At 71.7% G+C, this 20932-nt stretch carries 23 protein-coding genes and 1 tRNA gene; 23 read left to right on the forward strand and 1 reads right to left on the reverse strand.

The features are described from left to right. Nucleotides 1-207 precede the first annotated feature (207 nt). The 22 genes from ACYP53_RS26505 (at nt 208) to ACYP53_RS26610 (ending at nt 19915) form a co-directional block, all read left to right on the forward strand. Nucleotides 208-510, forward strand: coding sequence for a hypothetical protein (locus tag ACYP53_RS26505; protein WP_459649835.1), 303 nt, complete (start codon nt 208-210; stop codon nt 508-510). 102 nt (nt 511-612) lie between these two features. Then, a complete protein-coding gene (locus ACYP53_RS26510; RefSeq protein WP_459649234.1) occupies nt 613-1248 on the forward strand; it encodes a DUF4913 domain-containing protein in 636 nt (211 codons plus the stop codon). Between the two features lie 14 nt (nt 1249-1262). After that, nucleotides 1263-1616: a hypothetical protein gene (locus tag ACYP53_RS26515; protein ID WP_449788938.1), complete on the forward strand. Its 354-nt coding sequence runs from the start codon at nt 1263-1265 to the stop codon at nt 1614-1616. A 42-nt stretch (nt 1617-1658) separates the two neighbouring features. After that, nucleotides 1659-2582, forward strand: a complete 924-nt coding sequence (locus ACYP53_RS26520; protein WP_459649235.1) for a winged helix-turn-helix transcriptional regulator — start codon at nt 1659-1661, stop codon at nt 2580-2582. 8 nt (nt 2583-2590) lie between these two features. After that, nucleotides 2591-3445 carry a DUF317 domain-containing protein gene (locus ACYP53_RS26525; protein WP_459649236.1) on the forward strand — a complete coding sequence of 285 codons (855 nt, stop codon included), beginning with the start codon at nt 2591-2593 and terminating at the stop codon, nt 3443-3445. Beyond that, nucleotides 3442-3888, forward strand: coding sequence for a hypothetical protein (locus ACYP53_RS26530; protein WP_459649237.1), 447 nt, complete (start codon nt 3442-3444; stop codon nt 3886-3888). Before ACYP53_RS26525 ends, ACYP53_RS26530 begins: the two co-directional genes overlap by 4 nt. A 38-nt stretch (nt 3889-3926) precedes the next feature. Further along, nucleotides 3927-5150, forward strand: a complete 1224-nt coding sequence (locus ACYP53_RS26535) for an MFS transporter (RefSeq protein WP_459649238.1) — start codon at nt 3927-3929, stop codon at nt 5148-5150. Beyond that, the gene (locus tag ACYP53_RS26540; RefSeq protein ID WP_459649239.1) at nt 5147-5842 is read left to right on the forward strand and encodes an HAD family hydrolase; all 696 of its coding nucleotides are present in this window, start codon (nt 5147-5149) and stop codon (nt 5840-5842) included. The genes ACYP53_RS26535 and ACYP53_RS26540 overlap by 4 nt, the downstream gene beginning before the upstream one ends. Then, nucleotides 5839-6591 (forward strand): hypothetical protein, encoded by a 753-nt coding sequence (locus tag ACYP53_RS26545; protein ID WP_459649240.1) that lies wholly within the window; start codon nt 5839-5841, stop codon nt 6589-6591. Before ACYP53_RS26540 ends, ACYP53_RS26545 begins: the two co-directional genes overlap by 4 nt. Beyond that, nucleotides 6588-7121 carry a hypothetical protein gene (locus ACYP53_RS26550; protein ID WP_459649241.1) on the forward strand — a complete coding sequence of 178 codons (534 nt, stop codon included), beginning with the start codon at nt 6588-6590 and terminating at the stop codon, nt 7119-7121. The genes ACYP53_RS26545 and ACYP53_RS26550 overlap by 4 nt, the downstream gene beginning before the upstream one ends. After that, nucleotides 7118-7543 carry a hypothetical protein gene (locus tag ACYP53_RS26555; RefSeq protein ID WP_459649242.1) on the forward strand — a complete coding sequence of 142 codons (426 nt, stop codon included), beginning with the start codon at nt 7118-7120 and terminating at the stop codon, nt 7541-7543. Before ACYP53_RS26550 ends, ACYP53_RS26555 begins: the two co-directional genes overlap by 4 nt. A gap of 58 nt (nt 7544-7601) precedes the next feature. Continuing rightward, a complete protein-coding gene (locus ACYP53_RS26560; protein ID WP_459649243.1) occupies nt 7602-8321 on the forward strand; it encodes a hypothetical protein in 720 nt (239 codons plus the stop codon). A 298-nt stretch (nt 8322-8619) separates the two neighbouring features. Then, on the forward strand, nt 8620-9558 hold the full coding sequence (locus tag ACYP53_RS26565; RefSeq protein ID WP_459649244.1) for a hypothetical protein: 939 nt from the start codon (nt 8620-8622) through the stop codon (nt 9556-9558). Nucleotides 9559-9934: 376 nt separating this feature from the next. Next, nucleotides 9935-10540 carry a hypothetical protein gene (locus ACYP53_RS26570; RefSeq protein ID WP_459649245.1) on the forward strand — a complete coding sequence of 202 codons (606 nt, stop codon included), beginning with the start codon at nt 9935-9937 and terminating at the stop codon, nt 10538-10540. Nucleotides 10541-10680: 140 nt separating this feature from the next. Beyond that, complete coding sequence (locus ACYP53_RS26575) at nt 10681-11397, forward strand: SPDY domain-containing protein (protein ID WP_459649246.1); 717 nt, start codon at nt 10681-10683, stop codon at nt 11395-11397. Between the two features lie 886 nt (nt 11398-12283). Continuing rightward, entirely contained in the window at nt 12284-12505 is a 222-nt protein-coding gene (locus ACYP53_RS26580) for a hypothetical protein (RefSeq protein WP_459649836.1), read from the forward strand. Between the two features lie 248 nt (nt 12506-12753). After that, complete coding sequence (locus tag ACYP53_RS26585; RefSeq protein WP_459649837.1) at nt 12754-13902, forward strand: AAA family ATPase; 1149 nt, start codon at nt 12754-12756, stop codon at nt 13900-13902. After that, on the forward strand, nt 13899-15698 hold the full coding sequence (locus ACYP53_RS26590) for a vWA domain-containing protein (RefSeq protein WP_459649247.1): 1800 nt from the start codon (nt 13899-13901) through the stop codon (nt 15696-15698). The genes ACYP53_RS26585 and ACYP53_RS26590 overlap by 4 nt, the downstream gene beginning before the upstream one ends. A 290-nt stretch (nt 15699-15988) precedes the next feature. Further along, entirely contained in the window at nt 15989-16336 is a 348-nt protein-coding gene (locus tag ACYP53_RS26595) for an SPDY domain-containing protein (RefSeq protein ID WP_449788953.1), read from the forward strand. Nucleotides 16337-16671: 335 nt separating this feature from the next. Next, a complete protein-coding gene (locus ACYP53_RS26600; protein WP_459649248.1) occupies nt 16672-17064 on the forward strand; it encodes a DprA-like winged helix domain-containing protein in 393 nt (130 codons plus the stop codon). 521 nt (nt 17065-17585) lie between these two features. Further along, on the forward strand, nt 17586-18734 hold the full coding sequence (locus tag ACYP53_RS26605) for a hypothetical protein (protein ID WP_459649249.1): 1149 nt from the start codon (nt 17586-17588) through the stop codon (nt 18732-18734). A gap of 71 nt (nt 18735-18805) precedes the next feature. After that, nucleotides 18806-19915 carry an NUDIX hydrolase gene (locus ACYP53_RS26610; RefSeq protein ID WP_459649250.1) on the forward strand — a complete coding sequence of 370 codons (1110 nt, stop codon included), beginning with the start codon at nt 18806-18808 and terminating at the stop codon, nt 19913-19915. A 245-nt stretch (nt 19916-20160) separates the two neighbouring features. On the opposite strand, the gene ACYP53_RS26615 is transcribed toward ACYP53_RS26610, so the two are convergent. Continuing rightward, nucleotides 20161-20526 (reverse strand): hypothetical protein, encoded by a 366-nt coding sequence (locus ACYP53_RS26615; RefSeq protein ID WP_459649251.1) that lies wholly within the window; start codon nt 20524-20526, stop codon nt 20161-20163. 285 nt (nt 20527-20811) lie between these two features. On the opposite strand from ACYP53_RS26615, the gene ACYP53_RS26620 reads away from it, so the two are divergent. Further along, a tRNA-Met gene (locus ACYP53_RS26620) sits at nt 20812-20888 on the forward strand. Nucleotides 20889-20932 lie beyond the last annotated feature (44 nt).

Below are 20932 nucleotides of genomic sequence, written 5' to 3' on the forward strand. Positions count from 1 at the left end.
CGACCTGGTGGAGCACCTGCTGCCGACGCCCCGGGCGAGCGACGGCACCAAGGGAGGCCCCAACCAGCGCGGATCCAGGGGCGATCTGACCCTGCCGAGCGCGGCGGCCAAGCTCCGCCCGGCACCGAAGGCTTGCAGCACGGAGCGCCCGCCCGGTCGCGGCCGCAACGACTTCAGCCTGCCACCACCCCAGCCGGAGCTGCCGATGTGGTCACCGCCTCCACCGGAGGCGAACGCTGGGGCGAGTACGCCTCCGCCATCTCCCAGTGGGAGCGGATGACCCGTCCGGCACCCGATCCGGTGGATTCCCGCGGCCGCCTCTCCCCGGCATTCGTGGAATGGGTGATGGGCCTCGAAAATGGATGGGTGACGCAGATCACAGAACTTTCCAGGTCTGCCCAGTTGACCGCTCTAGGAAATGGCGTTGTTCCCCAACAAGCCGCCCTTGCAACCGAGTTGCTGACACTCGATATTCCTCTGTGCGAGAACCACCAAGCTCCTCGCAAGTGAATTTCTGGCGGGCATACCTCATCGGATATCTCCCGAGCAAGGACCTGGCCCGCGGGCAGAGTCGTGTTCACCGACGCACGACCGATTCCCCAGGAGCCGCCCTTGTCCACCCCCACGCCCGCCGACCCGCCCGGCCGCCCGGCGGTCTCACCAGAGACCGTGGCCGAGTGGCGCGCAACCCTGGCCCGTCTCCAGGCGGAGCGTGACTCGCTGGCCATCGTGGCAGAGCGCCTCGCCGAGGAGCAGGAAGAGGACCAGCCCGGTTCCGAGCCGCTCGTCGATGACGGCCCGGACGCGAAGGCGGACGGCGCGCCGGATGACTCCGAAGCCGCTGTGTCGCTGACCCTCCTCGCCTTCGACGACGACGCCCTCGCCGTGGAAGTGGCCACGATGGTGCCGTGGGTCGACCACATCCTGCTCGGCGTCTACGGGCAGGAGATCACCAGCGGCAGGCCGTGGTGCGCCCGGTGGCCCGAGCACGACGAGGCGCTGGCCAGGATCCACCACTGCTGGCTGGCCTGGCAGGAGTTGACCGACTCCCGTTCCGGCGCGACCGGTCCCTCCGTGTGGCAGCGCGACCACTTGGAGCCGCTGCTGCTCAAACTCCGGGCCCCGGACGGGCCGTTCGGTGCGTGCACCACCAACCCCGACCATCCGCACCACCGGCTGCTGCCGCATCCCCCCTTCACCGACCCGGACTCCCTGCCCCAGCCCGGGGTGCCACGCATCTCCGTCTAGACCGAGGACTGCCCGTGACCGCCGCCGCTCTGCTGGACTTCGATGCCCACCCGGCGGCGCTCACCGACCTCGACCAGCTCCCGCAGGACGTGAAGGACGCCGCCGTCGACAACCTGCGCCGCCTGGTCCGATGCCAGCAGCGCGGCCCCGTCCTCGGCCGGCGCGGCCTGTGGGACCTTACCGGCTGCCGCCGGATCTACCTCGACCGCGACCGGTGCTGGCGCCTGGTCTACCAGGAGCGCCCGACCCACTCTGCCTCCGGCCGCGGCGAGATCTACCTGCTCGCCGCCGGACGCCGCAGCGGCCACCAGGTCTACAACACCGCGGCCCGCCGACTGCAGCTGCTCACCGCCCTCCCTGCGGCCTGATCCGCCCACCTCCGCCCGTTCTCCTACCCGCGAAGGACCAGCATGCCCACCGCACCCTCCATCCTTGCCCAGGCCCAGCGTATCCAGGCCGCCGTGTCGATCCTCGGCCCGCAGGACACCGTCTCGCTCCTGCGCCTGCTCAAGCTGGCCGACGGAACCCGGCCGGTGGCCGAGCTGGCGGAGAAGTCCCGCGGGATGACCGAGGCCCAGCTCGACAAGCGGCTCGACGCGATGGAGGAGAACGGGCTGATCACCCGTCGGCAGGAGGCCGGCATGACCTTCGCCTCCCTCACTCGCGCGGGCCGCGAGGCCGTGGCGTACATCCAGATCCCTGTCACCCGTTGGTCCTCGGCCCACCAGCCGCTCCCGCAGCACGGGACGGGTCCGGGCGCGTACACCGAGCAGGCCCTCGGCACGCTCAACCGGACCAACACGGTCGCCACCATCATGGCCCTGGCCGCCTACGGAGAGCCCGCCTATCCGAGCGAGATCCTCGACGACGCCCTGCCGGCCGACATGAACCCCGGCAACCTCTACCTGCGGCTGCAGCAGCTGGAGGCGGACGGGCTGGTGGAGCGCACCGGCGAGCCGCGCAACTACATGTACGGGCTGACCACGGCCGGCAAGGCGCTCTCCGAACCGCTGGCCGCCATCGGCCGCTGGGCGCAGCGCCATCTGCCGCGGCCTCCGCGCTCCGAGACGACCGTTCGCCGTGCCGGTGCGCGCAGCAGCGCTCCCGCCGAGAAGTCCCCGGCCGCGGCTGCCCTGAGGTCCTCGTCCGCGGCACCGGCCCGGGCGGCGCTGGTTTCGGCCGCTTCCGGCCCGGCGGCCGTGGCGCAGTTCGTGGCTTCGCCGTCGCAGCAGGCCGCTGCTCGCGTCCAGGCCGCCTCGCTGGTCTTCAGCCACGAGACCCCGGCCCAGCCCGCCCCTGCCATCTCCAACTCCACTGCCGCCAAGCGGCGCTGAGGACCTTTATGGACTCCACCACCAACTCCACCCCGTCTGCCCGCGCTCCCCGGGTGCGCCGTCCGCCCGGCCTCGCGCCGAAGCCCCGGGTAGCCCCCTCCATTCCGCTGGCCTCCTGGAACACCCGGATCGTCGGGGTCCGTCCCCCCTACCTCGCCCTCGGCTCGTACACATCTGTGGTGCGGGCCCGCCGGGTTCTGCAGGAGGCGGCCTGGGCCCGTACCGCCCAGGGTTCGGACCAGTCCTTCTCGCACGGCGACGTCCAGGTGCTGCTGCACGACCTCGCCGACCAGACGTACCAGCGGGAGGCGCTCACCGCTCAAGGGCCCGGCTGGCGCGCCACGTTCAGCGTCCAGACCCCCGACGAGGTCCTCGCCTCGGCTGCCGAGGCGCTGGTCGAAGTAGCCGGGGTCGGCGAGGGCCAGACGGCCGACCGCTCCGATCTCGATGGGGCGCTCTACTGCCTGTCCGAGGCCGGCTGGGACGGCGCGGACACCCGCGGCGCGGCGATCACGCGGATCACCTCGCCCGACCACCTCGCTGAGATCCTGCATCCCCCGGACCAGCAGGCGTGGCTGTTCACCGCTGGCCTGGACGGCGAGGGCTGGGAGGCCGAACTGGTCGGCGACTGCCCGGAGCTGCTCATCGAGAGCGTCATCGGCTGCCTTGCCGCCGAGTCCCCGGCCCGCCGCCGCACCGCCGATCTGCCGACGGCACTGCGCCGCTACCTGGAGATCGGACCGGATCCGTACCGCTCCGATGCGGCCCGCCAGACCTCTCCGTCCGCCCTGGCCGCCGGTCCGGCCGCCCTCGTCATCACCCCCGCTCAGCCCCCCGCCACTTCACCCCGGAGGATGCGTTGACCGCCGTCCACCACGAGGCGACCGCACTGCTGACCGCCGATCTCCAAGAGGAATCGGAACAGGTTCAGGCCCTCGCCCGCACCCTCGACCTCCCCCACCGCTCCCCGGACCCGGTCCGGCTGCTCAGCCGCAACCTGCTGACCACCCTGGTTCACCTCGCCACCGTCAGCGCCTCGGCCGCCGCCGTCGTGGACGCCGCCGACCCGCCCGCCAGCGCCCACCTTCGTGCCCTGGCGCGGATCGAGCAGGCCCAGCAGGCCCTCCTGTCGGCCAGCGGCTCGATGTCGACCGTCCTCGACCAGCTGACCGCCCCCGGCACCACCATCACCGACACGGCCGGCCTCGTCCAGGCCGGGCGCCTGCGCGCCGGCGCGCTGCTCACCAGCGCCAGCGCCCACCTGGTCGCCGCCGCTGCCACTCTGCGCGCCGCCCCGCCCGGCTGAGACCGCCACCCGTACCACCAGGAGACCCCGCCGCCCGCATGCACCCCGCTTCCAGCTCCCGCCACCGCCCCACCACGCGGGACGTCCTCGCCCGCCCCCACGTGCCCGCGCTGCTCGCCGGCACCCTCATCGGCCGGCTGCCCACCGCGATGGCGCCCCTTGCGCTGCTGCTCGCCGTACGCGCGGCCGGCGGACCGGTCCTGCTCGGGGCCGTCCTCGCAGCCCTCTACGGGCTGGCGGGCGCCATCGGCCAGCCCCTGCTCGGCCGTCTCGTCGACCGCACACTGCTGGGACCGGTCTCGGCCGTCGCGGCGAGCGTGGCGTTCGTGGCGTTCAGCCTGCTCGCCGTGGTCGACCTGGCCGCTCGGCCGGTCTCCGCCGGCGCTCTCGCCGTACTCGCCGGGGCCGCAACGCCGCCGCTGGAGGCCGGACTTCGCGCGCTGTGGCCGCGCCTCGTGCCCGATCCGGCCGAGCAGCGGGTGGCCTTCACCCTGGACAGCATCAGCCAGGAGATCGTCTTCGTCGCGGGGCCCCTGGCCGCAAGCGCAACGTGTGAACTCCTTTCTCCCGCCGTCGCGTTGTGGACATGCGGTGTCATCGGCGTCTTCGGCACGGGCATCGTCGCCACCCGACCGCCGGCCAGCTGGCCGCCCGCCGAGCGACGCGAGGTCCACTGGAGCGGACCTCTGCGCTCGCGCGGCCTGCTGGTCCTGCTCGCCGCGATGCTCTGCCTCGGCGTCAACCTCGGCGCCTTCAATGTCCTGGCGGTCGCCCTCGCCGACCGAACCGGGGCCAGCTGGCTGACCGGGCTGCTGCCCGCGGCGCTGTCCGTCGGCAGTCTGGCCGGCGGGATCGCCTACACCCGCTCCCCCTGGCCGTTCTCGCCTCAGCGCCAGCTGCTCACGGCGGCCGGTGGGTACGCACTGTCGTTCACGCCGATGGTGTTCGCCACCGTTCCGCTGGCGGCCGTCGCCTTCAGCGTCGCACCCGGCCTCTACCTCTCCCCGCTGCTCGCCTGCGCGTTCCTGCTCTGCGACCGCCTGGCCCGCAAGGGCACCGCCACCGAGGCCGCGGCCTGGCTGGTCGCGGTGATAGGCGTCGGCCAGGCCATCGGGACCGCCGTCGCCGGCCGTCTCGCCGCACACGGCACCGCACCCATCGCCACCGTAGCGGTGTTCGCCGCCGTCCTGGCCGCGGCCGTCCTCCTCCGCACCGACCTTCTCAGCACCAACCCCACCACCTCTCAGGAGACAAGCGCTTGACCGCCAGCACCAACGCCGCCGCCCGTGTCCGCATCGTCTGGGACTGGAACGGGACCGTCCGTGACGATCTCGGCGACCACGTCGCGGCCCTCAACAGCACTCTTCCCGCCCTCGGCGGCAAGCCGGTCAGCGTGGACACCTACCGCTCCCAGCACCGGGTTCCGATCCGCTCGTTCTACGACCATCTCCTGGGCCGTGTGATCTCCGACGAGGAGTGGGCCAGCAACGACGCCGCCTTCCTCGCCGTGCTCGACCAGCGCCCGATCAAGCTCCGCTCGGGCGTCCGCCAGCTGATGCTGGGCCTGCGCGCCCGCGGCATCGGCCAGTCCCTGCTCTCCCTCGCCCCGCACGAGCGGCTGCTCCACGAAGTGCAGCATGTCGGCATCCGCCAGCTAATGGACCGGATCGACGGCCGCATCGGTCCCTCCGTCTCCACCAAGGCGCCGGCGCTCGCTGCCCACCTCGCCGCCCTCGGCCCCGACATCGACCCGGCCGACGTCATCGTGATCGGCGACAGCGCCGACGACGCCGTGGCCGCCCGCGCTGTGGGCGCCGTCCCGGTGCTGCACACCGGCGGCCTGCACTGCCCGGAGCGCCTGGCCGCAGTGGGCGCCCCGCTGGTGGACACCCTGGCCGAGGCCGTCGAGGTCGGACTCGCCGCCGTCGCCACCAACCGCACTGGCCGCTCGTGACCCAGCCGCCCAGCGCTCCCTCGACCCGCGTCGGCACCGCCATGGCACTGCGCAAGCTCGGCGTCGAGCGGCTCGGTGACCTGGCCGGCTGGCGGGAGAGCGAGGACACCGCACTCGGCCGGGTCAGCGATGAGATCCGCACCGTCACCAGGCGCCTGGACCACGTCCAGGAACGCCTGATGAGCCTCGCCCGCTCGATCCGGGACGACATGGAGCTGGTCATCGAAGGCCGCGACGAGACGTTGGCGCAGGCCAACGGGCTCCTGGGATCCACCGCCCAGTCCCTGGACGCGCTCGCCCTGCGCCGCGGCGAACTGCTCGAACGGCTGGACGCCGCCACCGACCTGTACCTGGTCCTCGCCTCCACCCCCAGCCCCTCGGCTGAGCCGGTGACTGACCTCACCGATGCCCAGCGACGGGCCCTCGACGCGGTCGCCCGCGGCCAGATCACGCTCTCCAGGCACGGCAGCCGCACCATCCGGACGGTCTCGACCGACGCTCCCCACATCCACCCGGCCACGGCGGACTCCCTGGTGAACTCGCTGATCAGCCGACGCCTCGTTGTACAGGAGAAGAACGCGGGACCTCGCGCCGGGTACCAGCTCCGCCTCACCCCGCTCGGACGCCGCGTGCACGCCGCCCAGTCCGGCTCCACGGCCCCCAACCGAGCAGCAGCACCCGCCAAGCACACAACCCCCTCGGCAGCGGCCCGCGTGCACTCGGCACAGCCCACGGGGCGGACACGATGAGCAAGGGCGGCCCCACCACCGGCCCGGCCCCGGCCAAGCTGGTCGACGGCGCCCCCGCCTTCGCGGGCCGGCTCACCGTCCTGGCGCGCCTCGGCGCCGAACCCGAGGACTTGCTCCGCATGCACCCGGAGCCGGGAGAACTGCGGACGCTGGCGACGCTGGTCTCCCGTCAGGCCGAACGGCTCGACGGCCTCGACCAGGAGCTACGACGATCCGCCGCCGAGGTCATCGGACTTCTCAGCCCGATCCGTGCCGGCGATCACCGGGAGGTCCGGCACTTCGGAACCCTTCGATCGCGCGGAACGGACCTCGAAACCGCCGGTGCCAGGTTCGACCTCGCCACCGAGCACCTCGCCGAGGCCACTTACCTCTACCAGGAGGCAACCAAGCGCCTCTCGGGAACACCGGCCACGGCCCGGGCCGTGGCCGCCCGCTCCCGCGTCACCAGTGCCGCTACGCCTGACACCGAAGGCAGCTCCGTCGCGTCCGTCCAGGGCGCATCGGCCCCGCACCAGGCCCCGCGCCGGTGACCGCTTCCACCCCGCCGGGCAGTGTCGACTTCGGCCTTGTCGGGTTGGACCCCGCCACCGCGGACGACGCCGTCGGCGCCCGAGTCCTGCACCACAGTGGTGCCGACTTCGCGGTGGAACACGCCCACAGTCTGCGGACCAGCACCATCCTGGGCTCGGTCGAAGGCCGCCACATCGCCGCCGTCATCACGCGCGACCAGCGTTCCGGCACCTACACCGTGCGTCTGCACCACACCGGCGACGCCGCCGACGCCCGTTCCTGGCTGGCCACCCAGGCAACGCGGGCGACCGCCCCCGCTACCCCGACGGCGGCCCGCCGCGCCGCCGCCACAGCGCGCAGCACCCGAACCAGCACGGTGAGCCCCGCCCCAGCAGCCGCCTCCGCCACGCCCACCAGCCGATCCGCAGCTCGACACCGTTGACCCAGGAGCCCCCATCGCCCCCACCACCAGCTCCGTCCTCGGCTTCGACATCTACGACTTGGAGCCCGCCGACGAGGAGAGCGACGAGGTTCTCTCGAAGCTCGCCGTCCGTGAGAGTGAGTACCTGTTCCTCGCCGCGCAGCACCGGGCCGATCCCTCCTCCCGGCTGCGCACCAGCTACGTGATCGCCGTCGACAGGTCCGCGATCTACGACGTCCCCGGCACACCCGACGTCGTCGCCATCCACCTGGAACGCGACGAGGCCGCCGGAACCGTCCGGGCCGCCATGGAGACTGAGGCGCTGGTGCCGCTCGCCGAACGCTGGCTCATCGCCCGGGGCGCCGACCCCAAGCAGTTCACCCAATCTGCCGCACCCCTCGACCCTGCCGACCAACTCACCCGGCGGATAGAGGAGTTCCTGCGCTGCTCCGGTGACCGGTTCAACGTTCGCAACAGCTACACCGACGGAAGCGAGCCGTACGACGTCTGGGTCGTCGCCGAGGACACCGCGCCGTCCTCTGCCGAGGCACCGGTGCGGGCCTTCCACAGCCGGCGGCAGGTCGACGACGACACGTACACCGTACGCGAGGGCGGCTTCGCCGGCTTGGACGCCGCGTACGCGTGGACCCGAGACACCAGCGTTCCGCTGCCGCCCGTCATCTCGCCGAGCGCCCGCGCCGCCGCCGCCCGCCAGAGCACCATCCCGGCCACCGGCGCACCGCGCCTCGCCCCGAGGTCAGCTCAACCGCCGCCCGCAGGCCGGCCCCGCTCCCGCTGATCCCGCCCCCGACCACCTCACCCAGGGCACCCTTGACCGCGACATCGCACATCCACCTCCAAGCCGTCCACCTGGCCGGTCCCGGCGACCGCGCCACCATCACCACGCCCATGCTCCGCCACGGCTGGGCACAGGATGTAGGCCAGGCCCGCCCCTTCCTCCGCGCCCCCGGCAGTACAGCCACCCTGAACCGGCGATCCGCCGCCGGCCTGCGATTCACCCGCCCCGTACGACTGCAGCAGGCCCCTGTCGCGGCCGCCTCGCGGCCGGGAACCACCGGCTCGTCCAGGAGTCGCCGATGAGCAGCACTGACTCCAGCAGGGCAGTCGAAGCACAACACACCGAACGTGCCCGCGCGTTGGCCGCCTTCACCCAGGCGCTCGCGCCTCGCCTGCCAGGCGATTGGGCCGCCGACATCATGGATCTGCCAACCACGGCTGCCCGTAACGCACTCCATGAGAGGCTCTGGGATCTCGCCCACGCCGACTGGGCGCTGGGCGAGTTCGTGTACTCAAGCGCCGGGGTACTGCGCGGTCCGGCCGGCCGCGAGCTGCTCGTCCTTCCCCGCCCCTTCCCGCACATCGGACAGTACATCGTCGCCCCTCTCCTCCCGGCGGTGTTCGGCCGTACGACGGACGACGTCGAGCACCTCGCCCCGCACGGCATCACCGTGGCCCCCGATCCGGTCCGCGCCGCCGCAGCCGTGACCGGGCGACTCCTACCCCGCTACGACACGGCGCTGCGCGGCGCACTGCCCGACTTCTCCCCGGATACCGACCTGCCCTGGGGCGGCCCCTGGTCGTACTCGGACAGCAACCCCGCCGCGCTGCGCGACTCCGTGCGCGCTGTGCTCGCCGTCACCGAGTACGGCCTGGACGACGACACGCGAGGCCTGGCGGAAGTCCTCCCCGGCGCCGCCGAGTACGTCTCCGGCTACGACAGGGCGTCATTGGTCCAGGTCGCGACCGCGCAGGCGCTGCTCTTCACCGCAGGGCTCGGCACCGGCTCCCTCCTCGATCCCGAAGCCCCACGGCACCTGCGGAGCCTGTCCGCTCTTCCCCGCTCCGAGCAGTACCACCTGCTGCGGCAGACCGCAGCCCGCCTCGCTGAGCCTTCACCCGTCCCCAGGCCCTCGGCCGCCCGCCTACGCTCGGCCGCCCCATTGCTGGCCAGCCCTGTCCGGCCTTCGGCACCACCACCGTCGGCCAGCACCTCGCGCGTCGCCCCGGTGCACTGAACTCCCCCTTGCACGAACGCCTTGCCCGCAAGCTTCCCCCGCCGCGCAGGTCCTCGTCCGGTTGGCAGCCCCACGCCCTCTCCGATGCCCGGCACCGCGCGCGACAGCATCGCTTCTCAGAACCGAAGACCCGCCCGATGACTTCCGATCCCCGCTCCAGTCTGGTGGCCATCGCACCGCCCTATCTCGCCGGCGGCCCAGCCGACTTCAAGGAGGTATTCCACACCCTGCGCCACGATCGCCCCGCGCCCGCGCCCGCGCCCGCGCCCGCACACAAGATCGCCGCTGCAACGCGCACCACCGCCGCACCATCGAAGCCGCCGGCGGTGAAACCGACCGGAGAGGCCGGCCAGCCCTCCCCCCGACGCCAAACCCGATGACCCGAGAGGACCCGACCATCCACTCCGTCTCCGAGTACATCGCCGTCGTCGATGCCGCGGCCCGCGGCATCCGGCGGGCTGCCGACGACTGGGACGCCATCAACGACGGGTTCTGCGACGCCGACGGCAACATCGTGGACACCGAGGGGTGGGACCACGGCATCGTCGCCCGCGACCTGGCCGCCTGGCAGCACTACAAGGCGATCCTCCCGTACGCGGCCGGCTTCCTGCTCCGGGTCGGTATGGCGGTCGAAGCAGACCCGCCCGACCCGAAGGTCGTCCACAGCAGACGCGCGCTCAGCACCGCCTACCACTCGAGCTTCCGGCGCATCGACGACCTGATCGCGCTGGCCCACGACCTCGACCACCCACTGGCCGAGGAGATCGCCGCCGACATCTGGCACGAGATGAACGAGTGGGCCGACCACGCCCCGGTCCTGGTGGACACCTACCGCCGCCAACACCCCGGGCCCGACCAGACGTTCCGCCCGCAGGATGCCGCGACGGCCCGAACCACCTCCGGCTTGTCCGCGCCGGCCCAAGCCTCGACCGAACGGCCCGACACCACCACGCCCCCGCGCTCGCCCCGGAGAACTCCCTGATCTCGTCCTCGCCCGATAACAACTCCCCCCACCACAGAGGAAACGCCTGGCGCGAGTACTTCGTCTCCCCCCGCTACCTCGCCCCCGGCACCGGCCTGCCAGACACCGCGCTCGGCCGACTCGCCAATGCCCGCTGGCTCATGGGCGACGACTCGGCGGCCAACGTGTACGCGGCCTCACCGGACCTGCGAATACGGTTTGGCTTCCTCCCCGAAGCCCCCGGACCTCTGTGGAAGGTCGTGGCCTCCGCGGACCCCTTCCACGGCGCTCCGGACTGGCTCGTCACCATGGATCACAACACCCCCGCCGAGATCGTCGCCGACTTCGCCACCGACCTCGTCGCCGCCCACGCAGAAGGCCCCGAGCACTACCTGGCCGACACCTACCCGATCGCCCTCGACGAGACCCTCGTCGCGGCGGGCTGGCACGCTGTCAAGGACGAACGGCTCTCCCACCTCCCGTGGCAGTCGCCCGACGGGTATGCCGAGGCCCACCACCTCCCGGGCGACCTGGACGCGGAGGCCGAACTGGCCGGCACCAAGGCCCGATGGGTGATCACCGGAGGCACCGACGACGAGCGCTGGTGGATCACCGCGTCCTCGGCGACGCCGACCCGCCTCGTGTCCTCCCTGTACGGCGCCGTCGTCAACCCGAACCCCGTCCGCCGCTACGGCGCCGACCTGCGTACCCTGCCCGCGCGGGCCACCGCCAAGCCGGTAGCCCCGATCCGCGGCAACAGCCGTGCCCTGGCCGCGCACGCGGGAAGCGCCCTCATCCGCTCGGCGCAGCCCGCAGGAACCACCGCCCCAGCGCGAGCGGCCTCCCCCGGCATGGAGCGCCACACCATCTCCCGGTAACTGCCACGGCCCACAACCTCACATCAACGACGTCGTGTTGTGCCCCAGGCCGAGTGTCCGGTCTCGGTGAAGGTTGCGGAGTCACAAGCCCTGGCACGCGGTTCGCCGTGGTCGTTGAGGCGGATGGACTGCGATTCGTTCGTTGATCACGGCGATTCTGGGGCTCACGGCTGACGGGAGTCCCCCAGTGCGGCGTTGGCGCTCTCAGAACCTGACGACTGGGCCTCAACGTCGACCGATGTGTGCACCACCGGTCGGCCGGTGGTCTCGTCACGCCCATAGATCGTGCGGACAGCGGTGACCACCACCTTGTCCCAGTGGAGACCGATCACGTCCCCCACGCCGAACCGGGAGCGTGCCCTCCACCTGGTAGGACACCAGCTCCGTGTCGTCTGGGGACGGCCCCCCACCGCCGAGTCCCGCACCCGGAACACGGCTGGCACCGGCCGCGCAAGCCCCTCCAACCCCCCGAACCGAACAACACGGAGAAATCCTGATCTCGCATCCTCTCGACTCCGTCGCCAACGTCAAGGCCAGCGCAGCGACACTGCACGAACTCGCTGACCGCCTCACCACCGCCGACACCGATCAGCTCGACCAACTCCTGGAACGCCTCCTGCAGGACGGCGGCCTGCTCCACGCCGCCGAGCGGCTTATCGCCCGTGCCCGTACCGCGGTCGACCCCGACCTCGACGAGACTCACCCCGACCCGGACTCCGTCCCCGCGTACACGCTGATGCACGCCCTGGCCAGGATTGACGAGGACCTGCACGACCGCCGCATGGAGGCGCTCGAATCCCTGTCGGCGGCCCACACTTTCGTCGTCCCGGGGCCCTCGCCCGTCCACGAGGCGGGGGCGCCAGCAGAGCGCAGCGCCCAGCCGTTCATGACGATCCGGCACACCAGCACCGGCGAGATCACCACCACCGGCTACAACGCCGCTGCCCGGCGGATCCTGCTCCAGGCCGGCTTCGAAGAGGCTCCTGGCTGCGCCTGCCCAGCGACGGAAACCAGCACGGACCAGACGCACGGACCTGCTCGGCAGCCAGCGAGCTGCTCGCCGCCAGCCACCCTATGTGCCTGGACCGAGCCCTCGGCCGGCCCCTGAGCGCCGACGGTACGCCCCTGCCGGGAACACCGGTGTTTCCAGCCTGCGAGAGCGGACGGTCCGGTGCGCCCCCTGCCGGGCCGGTCGCCGACGTCGGCACAGTCCGTGATCCGCTCCGAGAGCGGCCCGACTTCCAGCACATTGCCAACCCCGCCCGCACGCACACCCGTTGAAGGATCCTCGCCTTGACCACACCCGGACCGCCCGGCACTCCAGCACGCACCAAGGGCGGCGAACTTCGGGCCAAGGTGGCCCAACTGCTGGTCGACCAGCCGGCGGACATGCTCACCATCGGGGACATGGCCCGGCGGCTGGGCCACTCCCACGGTGCCGTCCGCAACGCCGCCCTCACCCTGGTGCGGCGCGGCGAGGCCGACCAGCTCGGCACCGGACAGCCGCAGTTCCACGCGAACGGGAAAACCGCCACAGCCGCGCAGACCGCGGTGATCAGTCCACCGGGAACCCACTCTCCCCGGGCCCAAGCGGCCACGGCCCGCACGACCGCTCCCGCAGCGAACACGCCCAAGCAGGGCGGCCCGATCCGCCGCGCGGGAGGCCAGCTCTACCACCCCCGGGAGCTGGCCGACCTGCCCGACGTCGAGGCTCTGAATCGTCTACGCGACGCCGACGTGCCGGTGCTGCTCTACGGCCCCCCTGGCACCGGCAAGACCTCGCTGGTGGAGGCCGCGTTCCCTGACCTGCTCACCGTCGCCGGCGACGGCGACACCACGGTCGGCGACCTGATCGGCGAGTACACGCAGGACGACGCAGGAGCCTACGTCTTCGGGTACGGCCCGTTGGTCACCGCGATGACCGAGGGCCGCGCCCTCCTGATCGACGACGCGAGCCTAATCTCGCCGAAGGTTCTGGCGGCGTTGTACCCGGCGATGGACGGGCGGCGCCAGATCCAGGTCAAGGCCCACCAGGGCGAGACGATCAAGGCCGAGCCGGGCTTCTACGTGGTGGCGGGCCACAATCCCGGCGTGCACGGCGCCGTGCTGACGGAGGCGCTGTCGTCCCGATTCAGCGTGCAGATCCAGGTCGGCACGGACTACGACCTCGCCCTGGCCCTGCGGATCGATGCCCGAGTGGTCCGGGTTGCCCGAAACCTCGCCCGCCAGGTCGAACTCGGTGAACTTGGCTGGGCACCGCAGCTGCGGGAACTGCTCAGCTACCAGAAAACCGAGGCCGTCCTCGGCACCAAGGCGGCGCTCGCAAACCTGGTCGGCATCGCACCCATCGAGGACCGCGACGCCGTCGCCACCGCCGTCAGCAAAGTCGCGGGCGTCACATCGGTCGCGCCCCTCACCCTCGGCCGACAGCTCTCCGCCGCGACCGCAGCCGCCCAGCAGCCCCCGACCAGCACCGGGCCCTCGCACCAGAGGCCCTCACGATGAGTACCCACCACCACGTACAGCCCTCCGCCACCACGCCCGACGACGACACCGACCTGGCGCGCTGGGACAACGACGGCGCCCCACCCGCACGACCCCAGCCCTCCCCGGCCGCGTGGCTGCGCGTGGGAGCCGAGCTCGGCGATCGGCTGGTCGCCCTGTCCGGCCGCCAGGATCTGCTCGTCACCTGCCGCCCCGGCACCCGCAGCGGCGCACCCGCCGCGTTCTACCCCGGCCTGGCAGAGATCGAGTTCGACTCCGGCCTGTTCGCCCCCCTCCAGCCGCACGAGGTCCATCCGCGGATCGTGGGCGACGAGGAGCGCTATCCCGCCGCCTGGGGCGTTCTCGTCCACGAGGCCGCCCACGCGGCCCACTCCGTATGGCGGCAGCCGGCCGGTGCGGACCCCCGCGTCGTCGAGGCCGCACTCCTGCTGGAGGAGAGCCGTGCCGAAGGCGCCCACCTGATCAGGCGGCCGACCGACCGCACGTACCTGCGTACCAGCGCCCGGACCCTGGTCATGCCCGACATCGCCAACCCCACTCTCCAGGGCGCCGAGCATGCCGCCAGCGTGGCGGCCCTGATCCTCGGCCGCCGGGACGCCGGCATCCTGGACGCCGGCGAGACCCGGGCCGTCGCCGACCTGTGCGAACAGGTCCTGGGCGCCGACCTACTGGCCACCCTCACCCGCATCTGGAACGCAGCCCATCGGTGTGCCGACCACGACGCCGCCACCATGCTCGCGCACGCCCGGGAGTGGTGCGACGCTCTCGACACCGCTGCCCCCGCCCTGCCCGTGCCGGAGGACCTCACCGATCTGCTGTCCGGCGCCGTGGTGGTCGTCATGGACAGCATGGACGCCAACGACGCCGCCGACCTCGCGGCACAAGTCGCCGCGACCAACGCCGTGGCCGCGCAGGCCAAGGCGCAGGCCAAGGACCGCGCCCAGCAGGCCGACCGGCGACGCCAGGCCGCCGCCACCGCCCGGTCCGTCTTCAATTCCCGCGGCACCACCGTCAGCCCCGACGGCACACCGGTGCCCTACGGCAACCCGATCACCGGCACCCGCAAGCCCACCGCCGCCGAGCAGACCGCCGCCGCGCGCCTGAGCCGCGCCCTTCGCGCCGCCGCCTACCGCGAACGCACCGAGGAGCGGACCACCAGCCCCACCCCGCCTGGCCGCCTCAACATGGGCCGGGCCCTCGCCCGCGACGCCCAGCGCGCTGCCGGATCGATACCCACCGCAGAGCCGTTCACCCAGACCCGCCGCCGCAACTCCCCCACCCCACCACTGCGCGTGGGCATCGCCGTCGACGTCTCCGGCTCCATGAGTGCCGCCTGCAAACCCGTCGCATCCGCTGCCTGGATCGTGGCCCGCGCAGCGGCCCTGACCGACCCCGACTCCCGCACCGCCACCATCGCCTACGACATGAACCTGACCGCACTGACCCGGCCCACCCACCAGGCCCCAGACCGCGTGACGACGTTCGATGCCAACGGCGGCAACCACAACCTCGGCGACGCCATCGACGCACTCGACCACGGCCTCGACCTCAGCCGCCCCGGCACCGGCCGCCTCCTCGTGATCGTCACCGACGCCCACTACACCGGCAACGAAACCGCTCAAGCCGTCACCCGCATCAAACGCCTCACCGCCGCCGGCTGCGCCGTGCTCCAGCTCACCCTCACCGCAGAATCCCGCCACCTGCCGGGGACCACCCTGCTCCACCTGCCCCGGCCCTCCAGTGCTCCCGCCGCCATCGCCAAGGCCGCCACCGAAGCCATCCGCAAAACACGCTAAGACGTCGGCCGAGGCGTTGGGCTCGGTGTGGCAGACCTCGCCGCCAGATTCGCCGAACTCCCGGCCCGGACCGAGGGCAACCGCTCCACGGTCCCCTTCCCCAGCCAGGCCGGCAACCCTCCGCCGTGCCTCCCCCGCTGGCACAACCTAGACAGGACACCGAGCCCCGCTCGGCCTGGGGGTCGCTCGTCCCGCAGCGCCCCTTGTTCGCCTCCGGCAGACACCACAAACTACGCATATCGGCCATCGGCAAGGAACCATGGACGCCTTCGACAAGGAAGGCGATCATCATGACCGTCGCCGTCACTGCACCCACCGTCCCCGGCCTCGCGCCGGGCGGTCGCATCGAGCACCGGAAATGGCTGACCGGCGAGGGCAGCCCCTACCTGATCAGCGACTTCCTGGCCCTCCACAAGTGGAGCTGGGTCATCGACCCGCGCGGCACCATCCACGCCGCGTCCCCCGACACACGCGTCTACCTCGGCTACGCGCCCGACGACCCGACCGCGGACACCTGGACGATCGCGGTCACCGGCACCGCCCACGACCCCGGCTGGAAGGCGGCCTTCGACCGTCACGCACCGGTCGAGCTGGTCCTCGATCTGCTGACCGCCATGTACACCCGCACCACCCGCTGACCTCGAAGGGCCTCGTCATCACCGCCGACAGCAGCACCAGCGAATCCGACATCACCAAGAACCTCGCGGACGCGCAGTACCTTGCCATCGCCGGGGCCGTCACCACTGCCTTCACCGCCACGGTCTGCGTGGGCCTCCACGCGACCCTGCTCACCCTAACCCTGCTTTTGACCTGTCTTCAGCAGATCGTCCTCCAGGTCAAGCTCCAGCGGCTTCAGCGTGCGACGACCATCGCCTTCGCCACGGGCCGCATCACCCGCCAGCGCGACAAGTCCAGCTGATCACCACTCCGGTCCCGTCGCCCCTCTTGCCCCTCGCCCGGGAGCCAGCAGCCCGTGAAGCCCACCATCCGCCCCCAGAACAACCGCCGCCTCAAGCTGTTCGTTCGAGGCCTGCTGGTCACCGGAATCACCGGCACCAGCGGGTTCGGCGCACTCGGCGCCTACAACGCCCTCGCCCACCACGCCGTCGACAGAGGCTCCCTCGTTGTCTGCGGCTCCTTCACCATCTTCACGCTCGGCGCCGCCAGATCCTGGGACGACCTGACTGACGCCGATGTCCTCGCCCTGCTGCGCGCCTCCCCCCTGCCGTGCAGCGCCGACAATCTGGCACGCCGCCTCGGCCGCCAGCCCGGCCCGGTCCGGCTCAGCCTGGCCCGTCTGGAGCGCGCCGGGCAGGTCGAAGCGGTCAACGCCGTCAACCGCACTGTCCGCTACGGAACCTGCTGAGCGGCGCCCTACCGGGCACGAAGACCCATGCGGGCCCGCAGTCGCTGTGGCCTGGTCTGATGGCCCTCCCCTCGCTGATCAGAGCCGGGCGCCGAGAACGCCCGGCAACGGGAACATCCGGGCGCCTACGCGGTCCGTCACCGATGCCCCAGCCACCACAGCGCACCGCTGACGGCCGCCGCCCCCGCCGCTGACGACGCGCCTCTCAGCGCACTGATGCCGGCCATCCGCAGGTACCGCCGCCATCGGACTCCAGCCGTCCTACGGCACTCCCCCTCCGCGCCACGGACCTGCCCCGCGCCGATCGAGTCCATTGCCATCTCCTGCCCCTCCCGCGCGCGTTGGCGCCACCGGCCGGTTGCTCCGGCCTCGTGTCTTCATCGAAGCAAGTGGCGTCCAGCCCAAACCGGGGGAACCTCGGGGGGTTCTACGGCGGGTGGACACTACACCGGGCAGAGGCCGTCCACTTGGTGTTCGCCACAGCCCGGCCAGAGCCCACGCGGCGGCACTACGTTCGCCTCATGGCCAGAACTTCCCCCAGCCCCGCCGACCGACGGTTGATCGACCTCGCGGCACAGCACGGCGCCGAGGTGTCGGCGCGCCATCTCGAACGCTGGCGTAGCCGTCCGAACCCGCTGCTCCCTCCTCACCACCGGTACTACCCCGGCCGCCCCTCGGGTGGCAGCTCCTCGACGGCGGACGAGCAGTTGGTCGCGTTGGTGGTTTGGCTCGCCCAGAACCGCCGCCAGGGCGCGGACCGCAGCCACCTCGCGCTGAGGGCCTTCGGCGCGGGCCTGCCCGTGCCCGAGGAGACCGTTCGCCACGCCTTCGCCCGCCCGGCCGAGGACCTGGCCAAGCAGCTGCGCCGTGGCTTCGGTCCCATGCCCGTGGACGGTGATCTCCAGGAGTGGGTGTACGACGGCGCAGCTGACCTGGCCGGCACCCAGGAGCGCCGCCTTACCGCAGTGCAGCGCCGCGTCCAGGCGATCGATCGGCAGGTCCGGGCAAGGCCGAACCTCGCCCCAGGGTGGCAGTTCGCCACCGAACTTGATCCGGGAGCAACCGAGGCCGACCCACTGGACAGGACCGACTTCCTGTTCCTCTCGGCGATCACAGCCATGGCCGGCCCCAGCGAGATGTCCCCCGCTACGCTCGCCCGGGCAGCCCGCAGCACTGTCGCGGACGGCACCCCGCAGTGGGCCGCCCACCTGCTGGAGACCGACCCCCGCGACCCGCTGGCGGCCCTGGCAGCCCCACCGCAACACCAGCTCCCGGGCCTACCTGCCGACAGCATCGCCAACCACCTCTACACCGTGGCCCGGGCAACCCCGATCGAGCGGCTGCAAGCAGCCTGGACAGCAGCAGGGGAAATCCCGCCCTGGGCAGAAACCAGCTGCGCGGCCGTCGAGGCCGAGCTGTCCGCCGGCCAACCGGCAGAGGCCACCGAGCAGTGGGCGATGGGCATGATCTTCGGGGCCAGCCGGACCTTCCTGCTGACCGGGCTGTCCGAGCCGAACCCTACGCCAGCGGAGCAGGCCGCCACCGCCGTGCAGCTGATCCTCATGGCCGACGCCTTCAACACCACGCTCGCGGACACCGACGACGACGGCCGCGAGGCGATGCGGCGGCTGGCCCCGTCCTTTCTCCTCGCCCTGCTCACGGTGGAGTAGACGACGTCTCGGACGTCGCTGCGGGCAAAAGGACGTGAGCTGGACTGCGTTCCAGGGCAGGATGGTCGGTCGTGAACACCGATGCAATCAAGGGCGATTGGACCCGTCGGGTCTACCTGACCTGGCTGGCCCGGGACGTCCGGTACGCCCTGGCCACCTTGGGTGAAGCGGCCAACCTCACCGGCCAGGTTCCGCCCGACCCGAAGGCGTGGATGCTGCTGGAGTCCTTCCTGATGTACACCGCGAAGGTCTCCAAGATGCTCAAGCCGATCATCGGCAGGCCGCTCCCAGGGCAGACGAAGGAGGGGCGGGCCTGGCGTGGGCAGCGCGGCAAGTACCTGTGCGGTCTGCTTGAGGTGCCTAACGACGCTGCGGTACTTGACCGCAAGGTGCGCGACGCCGCCGAGCACTTCGACGAGCACCTGGACGAGTGGGTCGTCCACCACCCCCGGCCGACCGCGGCTGAGTGGGAGCAGGGGATCGGTTCCACCTTCCCGCCGCCGCCGGCACAACGCATTGATGCGGCGTCGTGGCGGGTCACGGTGGCAGGCCAGGAACTGGACCTCGGGGCGATCGAAGGCGAGCTGCGGCAGATCCTAGCCAAGGCGATCGAGCTGGAACCGCTGGCCGGACTGGACGACACCGGGCTCGCCACCGGGCTCGCAGGTCTCCCGCCACTCCCCTCCGAGCTGCGTCTCAAGGCGCCGACCAGGCGGCCCGACGAGCACATCATGACCGGCACCGGCCAACCGATCCCCGCCGTCGGCGCCAACTCGGCGCAGGCACCGGAAGGGCCTCACATCGCCGCCGCGGTGGTCGTTCAGGACCACCGCGTGCTGCTGGTGCGCCGCCGCAACCGCGAGGGCACACTCCTGTGGCAACTTCCCGCCGGAAAGCTGCAACACGGGGAGACACCACACGCTGCCGCTGCCCGCGAGACCCGGGAGGAGACGGGGCTCGACGTCGCCTTCTCCGGACTGCTCGGAGAACGGTGCCATCCGGACACCGGCCGGTACCTGTTCTACGTGGCGTGCCAGGTAGTGGCCGGTGTCGCCGAGGTGATTACGCCCGAGGAGATCGCCGAGGTGGCGTGGGTCGAGCACGGCGCACTGCCGAAGTACGTGCCACAGGGGTTCTTCCCGCCGGTGCAGGCGTACCTCGACGATGCTCTCCGCCCATGACCCCGGTGTGTTCCGGGCCCGAGCACCGCACCGATTGGCCCCGGACGCCAACACCAGATGGGACGCACCGGGCAGATCGAGCACTCGGTTCACGTTGAATCCAACGCAACATCGTTGCGTTGGATGCTCCTCCCCGCCTGGAAGGGGAATCAAGGGGGCCGGGTTCGATCGGCTCCCTTGATGAAGCCCAGGTCGAGACCCTTCGCGGCATCCGATGAATGTTGCATCGGATGCAATACCGCTCGTTACTGGAAGTACGCCCCACGGAAGAGGCCGTCGAATCCGAGGCCGCGGTACATCTCCTCGAACGAGTCCCACTCGCGTTCCTCGAAGGAGTCGTCCCAGGCGCCGGCGACATCGCCAACCTCGAGGTCCGTCTCGCGCCACTCGTGTGCGCAACGGCAGCGGACGAAAACGAGGTCGGGGTGGACGTGGATGAGGAGCCAGTCGCGGGTCGCCTGGCACTGAGCGCAGGCGATGAGCATGCCGCGAGGGCTCAGGGGGCCGGGGTGCGGGACAGCCAGGGTGCTCGGGACTGGCTCGGCTGGCTGCGGCTCCTGGCCGAAGCGGAAGTGGGTGAAGCCAGGCAGGTCGTCGCTGCGGTCAGACATGGTCAAGGAGCCCCCAACTCTCGTGATGTACGGGATAGAACATCCCGCAAAGAGAATCTTGTTCCAAATTGTCTGTTTTACCGATGTCGGCTCGGTCACACCTGGGCGGCATGGATCGCGGCGGCCTTCGACGGCACGCTCACCTTCACGAGCCAACTGCCTGCACCGGGCGCTCCGGGGAGTTGGAAGTAGCATGCGGGACACCCCAGTTCCGTCTGCACGTACAACGTGTCCGTCCGCTGATTTCGCCCCACGTCGTAGCTGCCGTAGAGTCACTGTCGCCGACGCGGGGTGGAGCAGCTCGGTAGCTCGCTGGGCTCATAACCCAGAGGTCGCAGGTTCAAATCCTGTCCCCGCTACCACGAAGGCCCGGGGCCGGAACGCAGTGCGTTCCGGCCCCGGGCCT

It is taken from the genome of Kitasatospora sp. Ki12 (assembly GCF_054601375.1).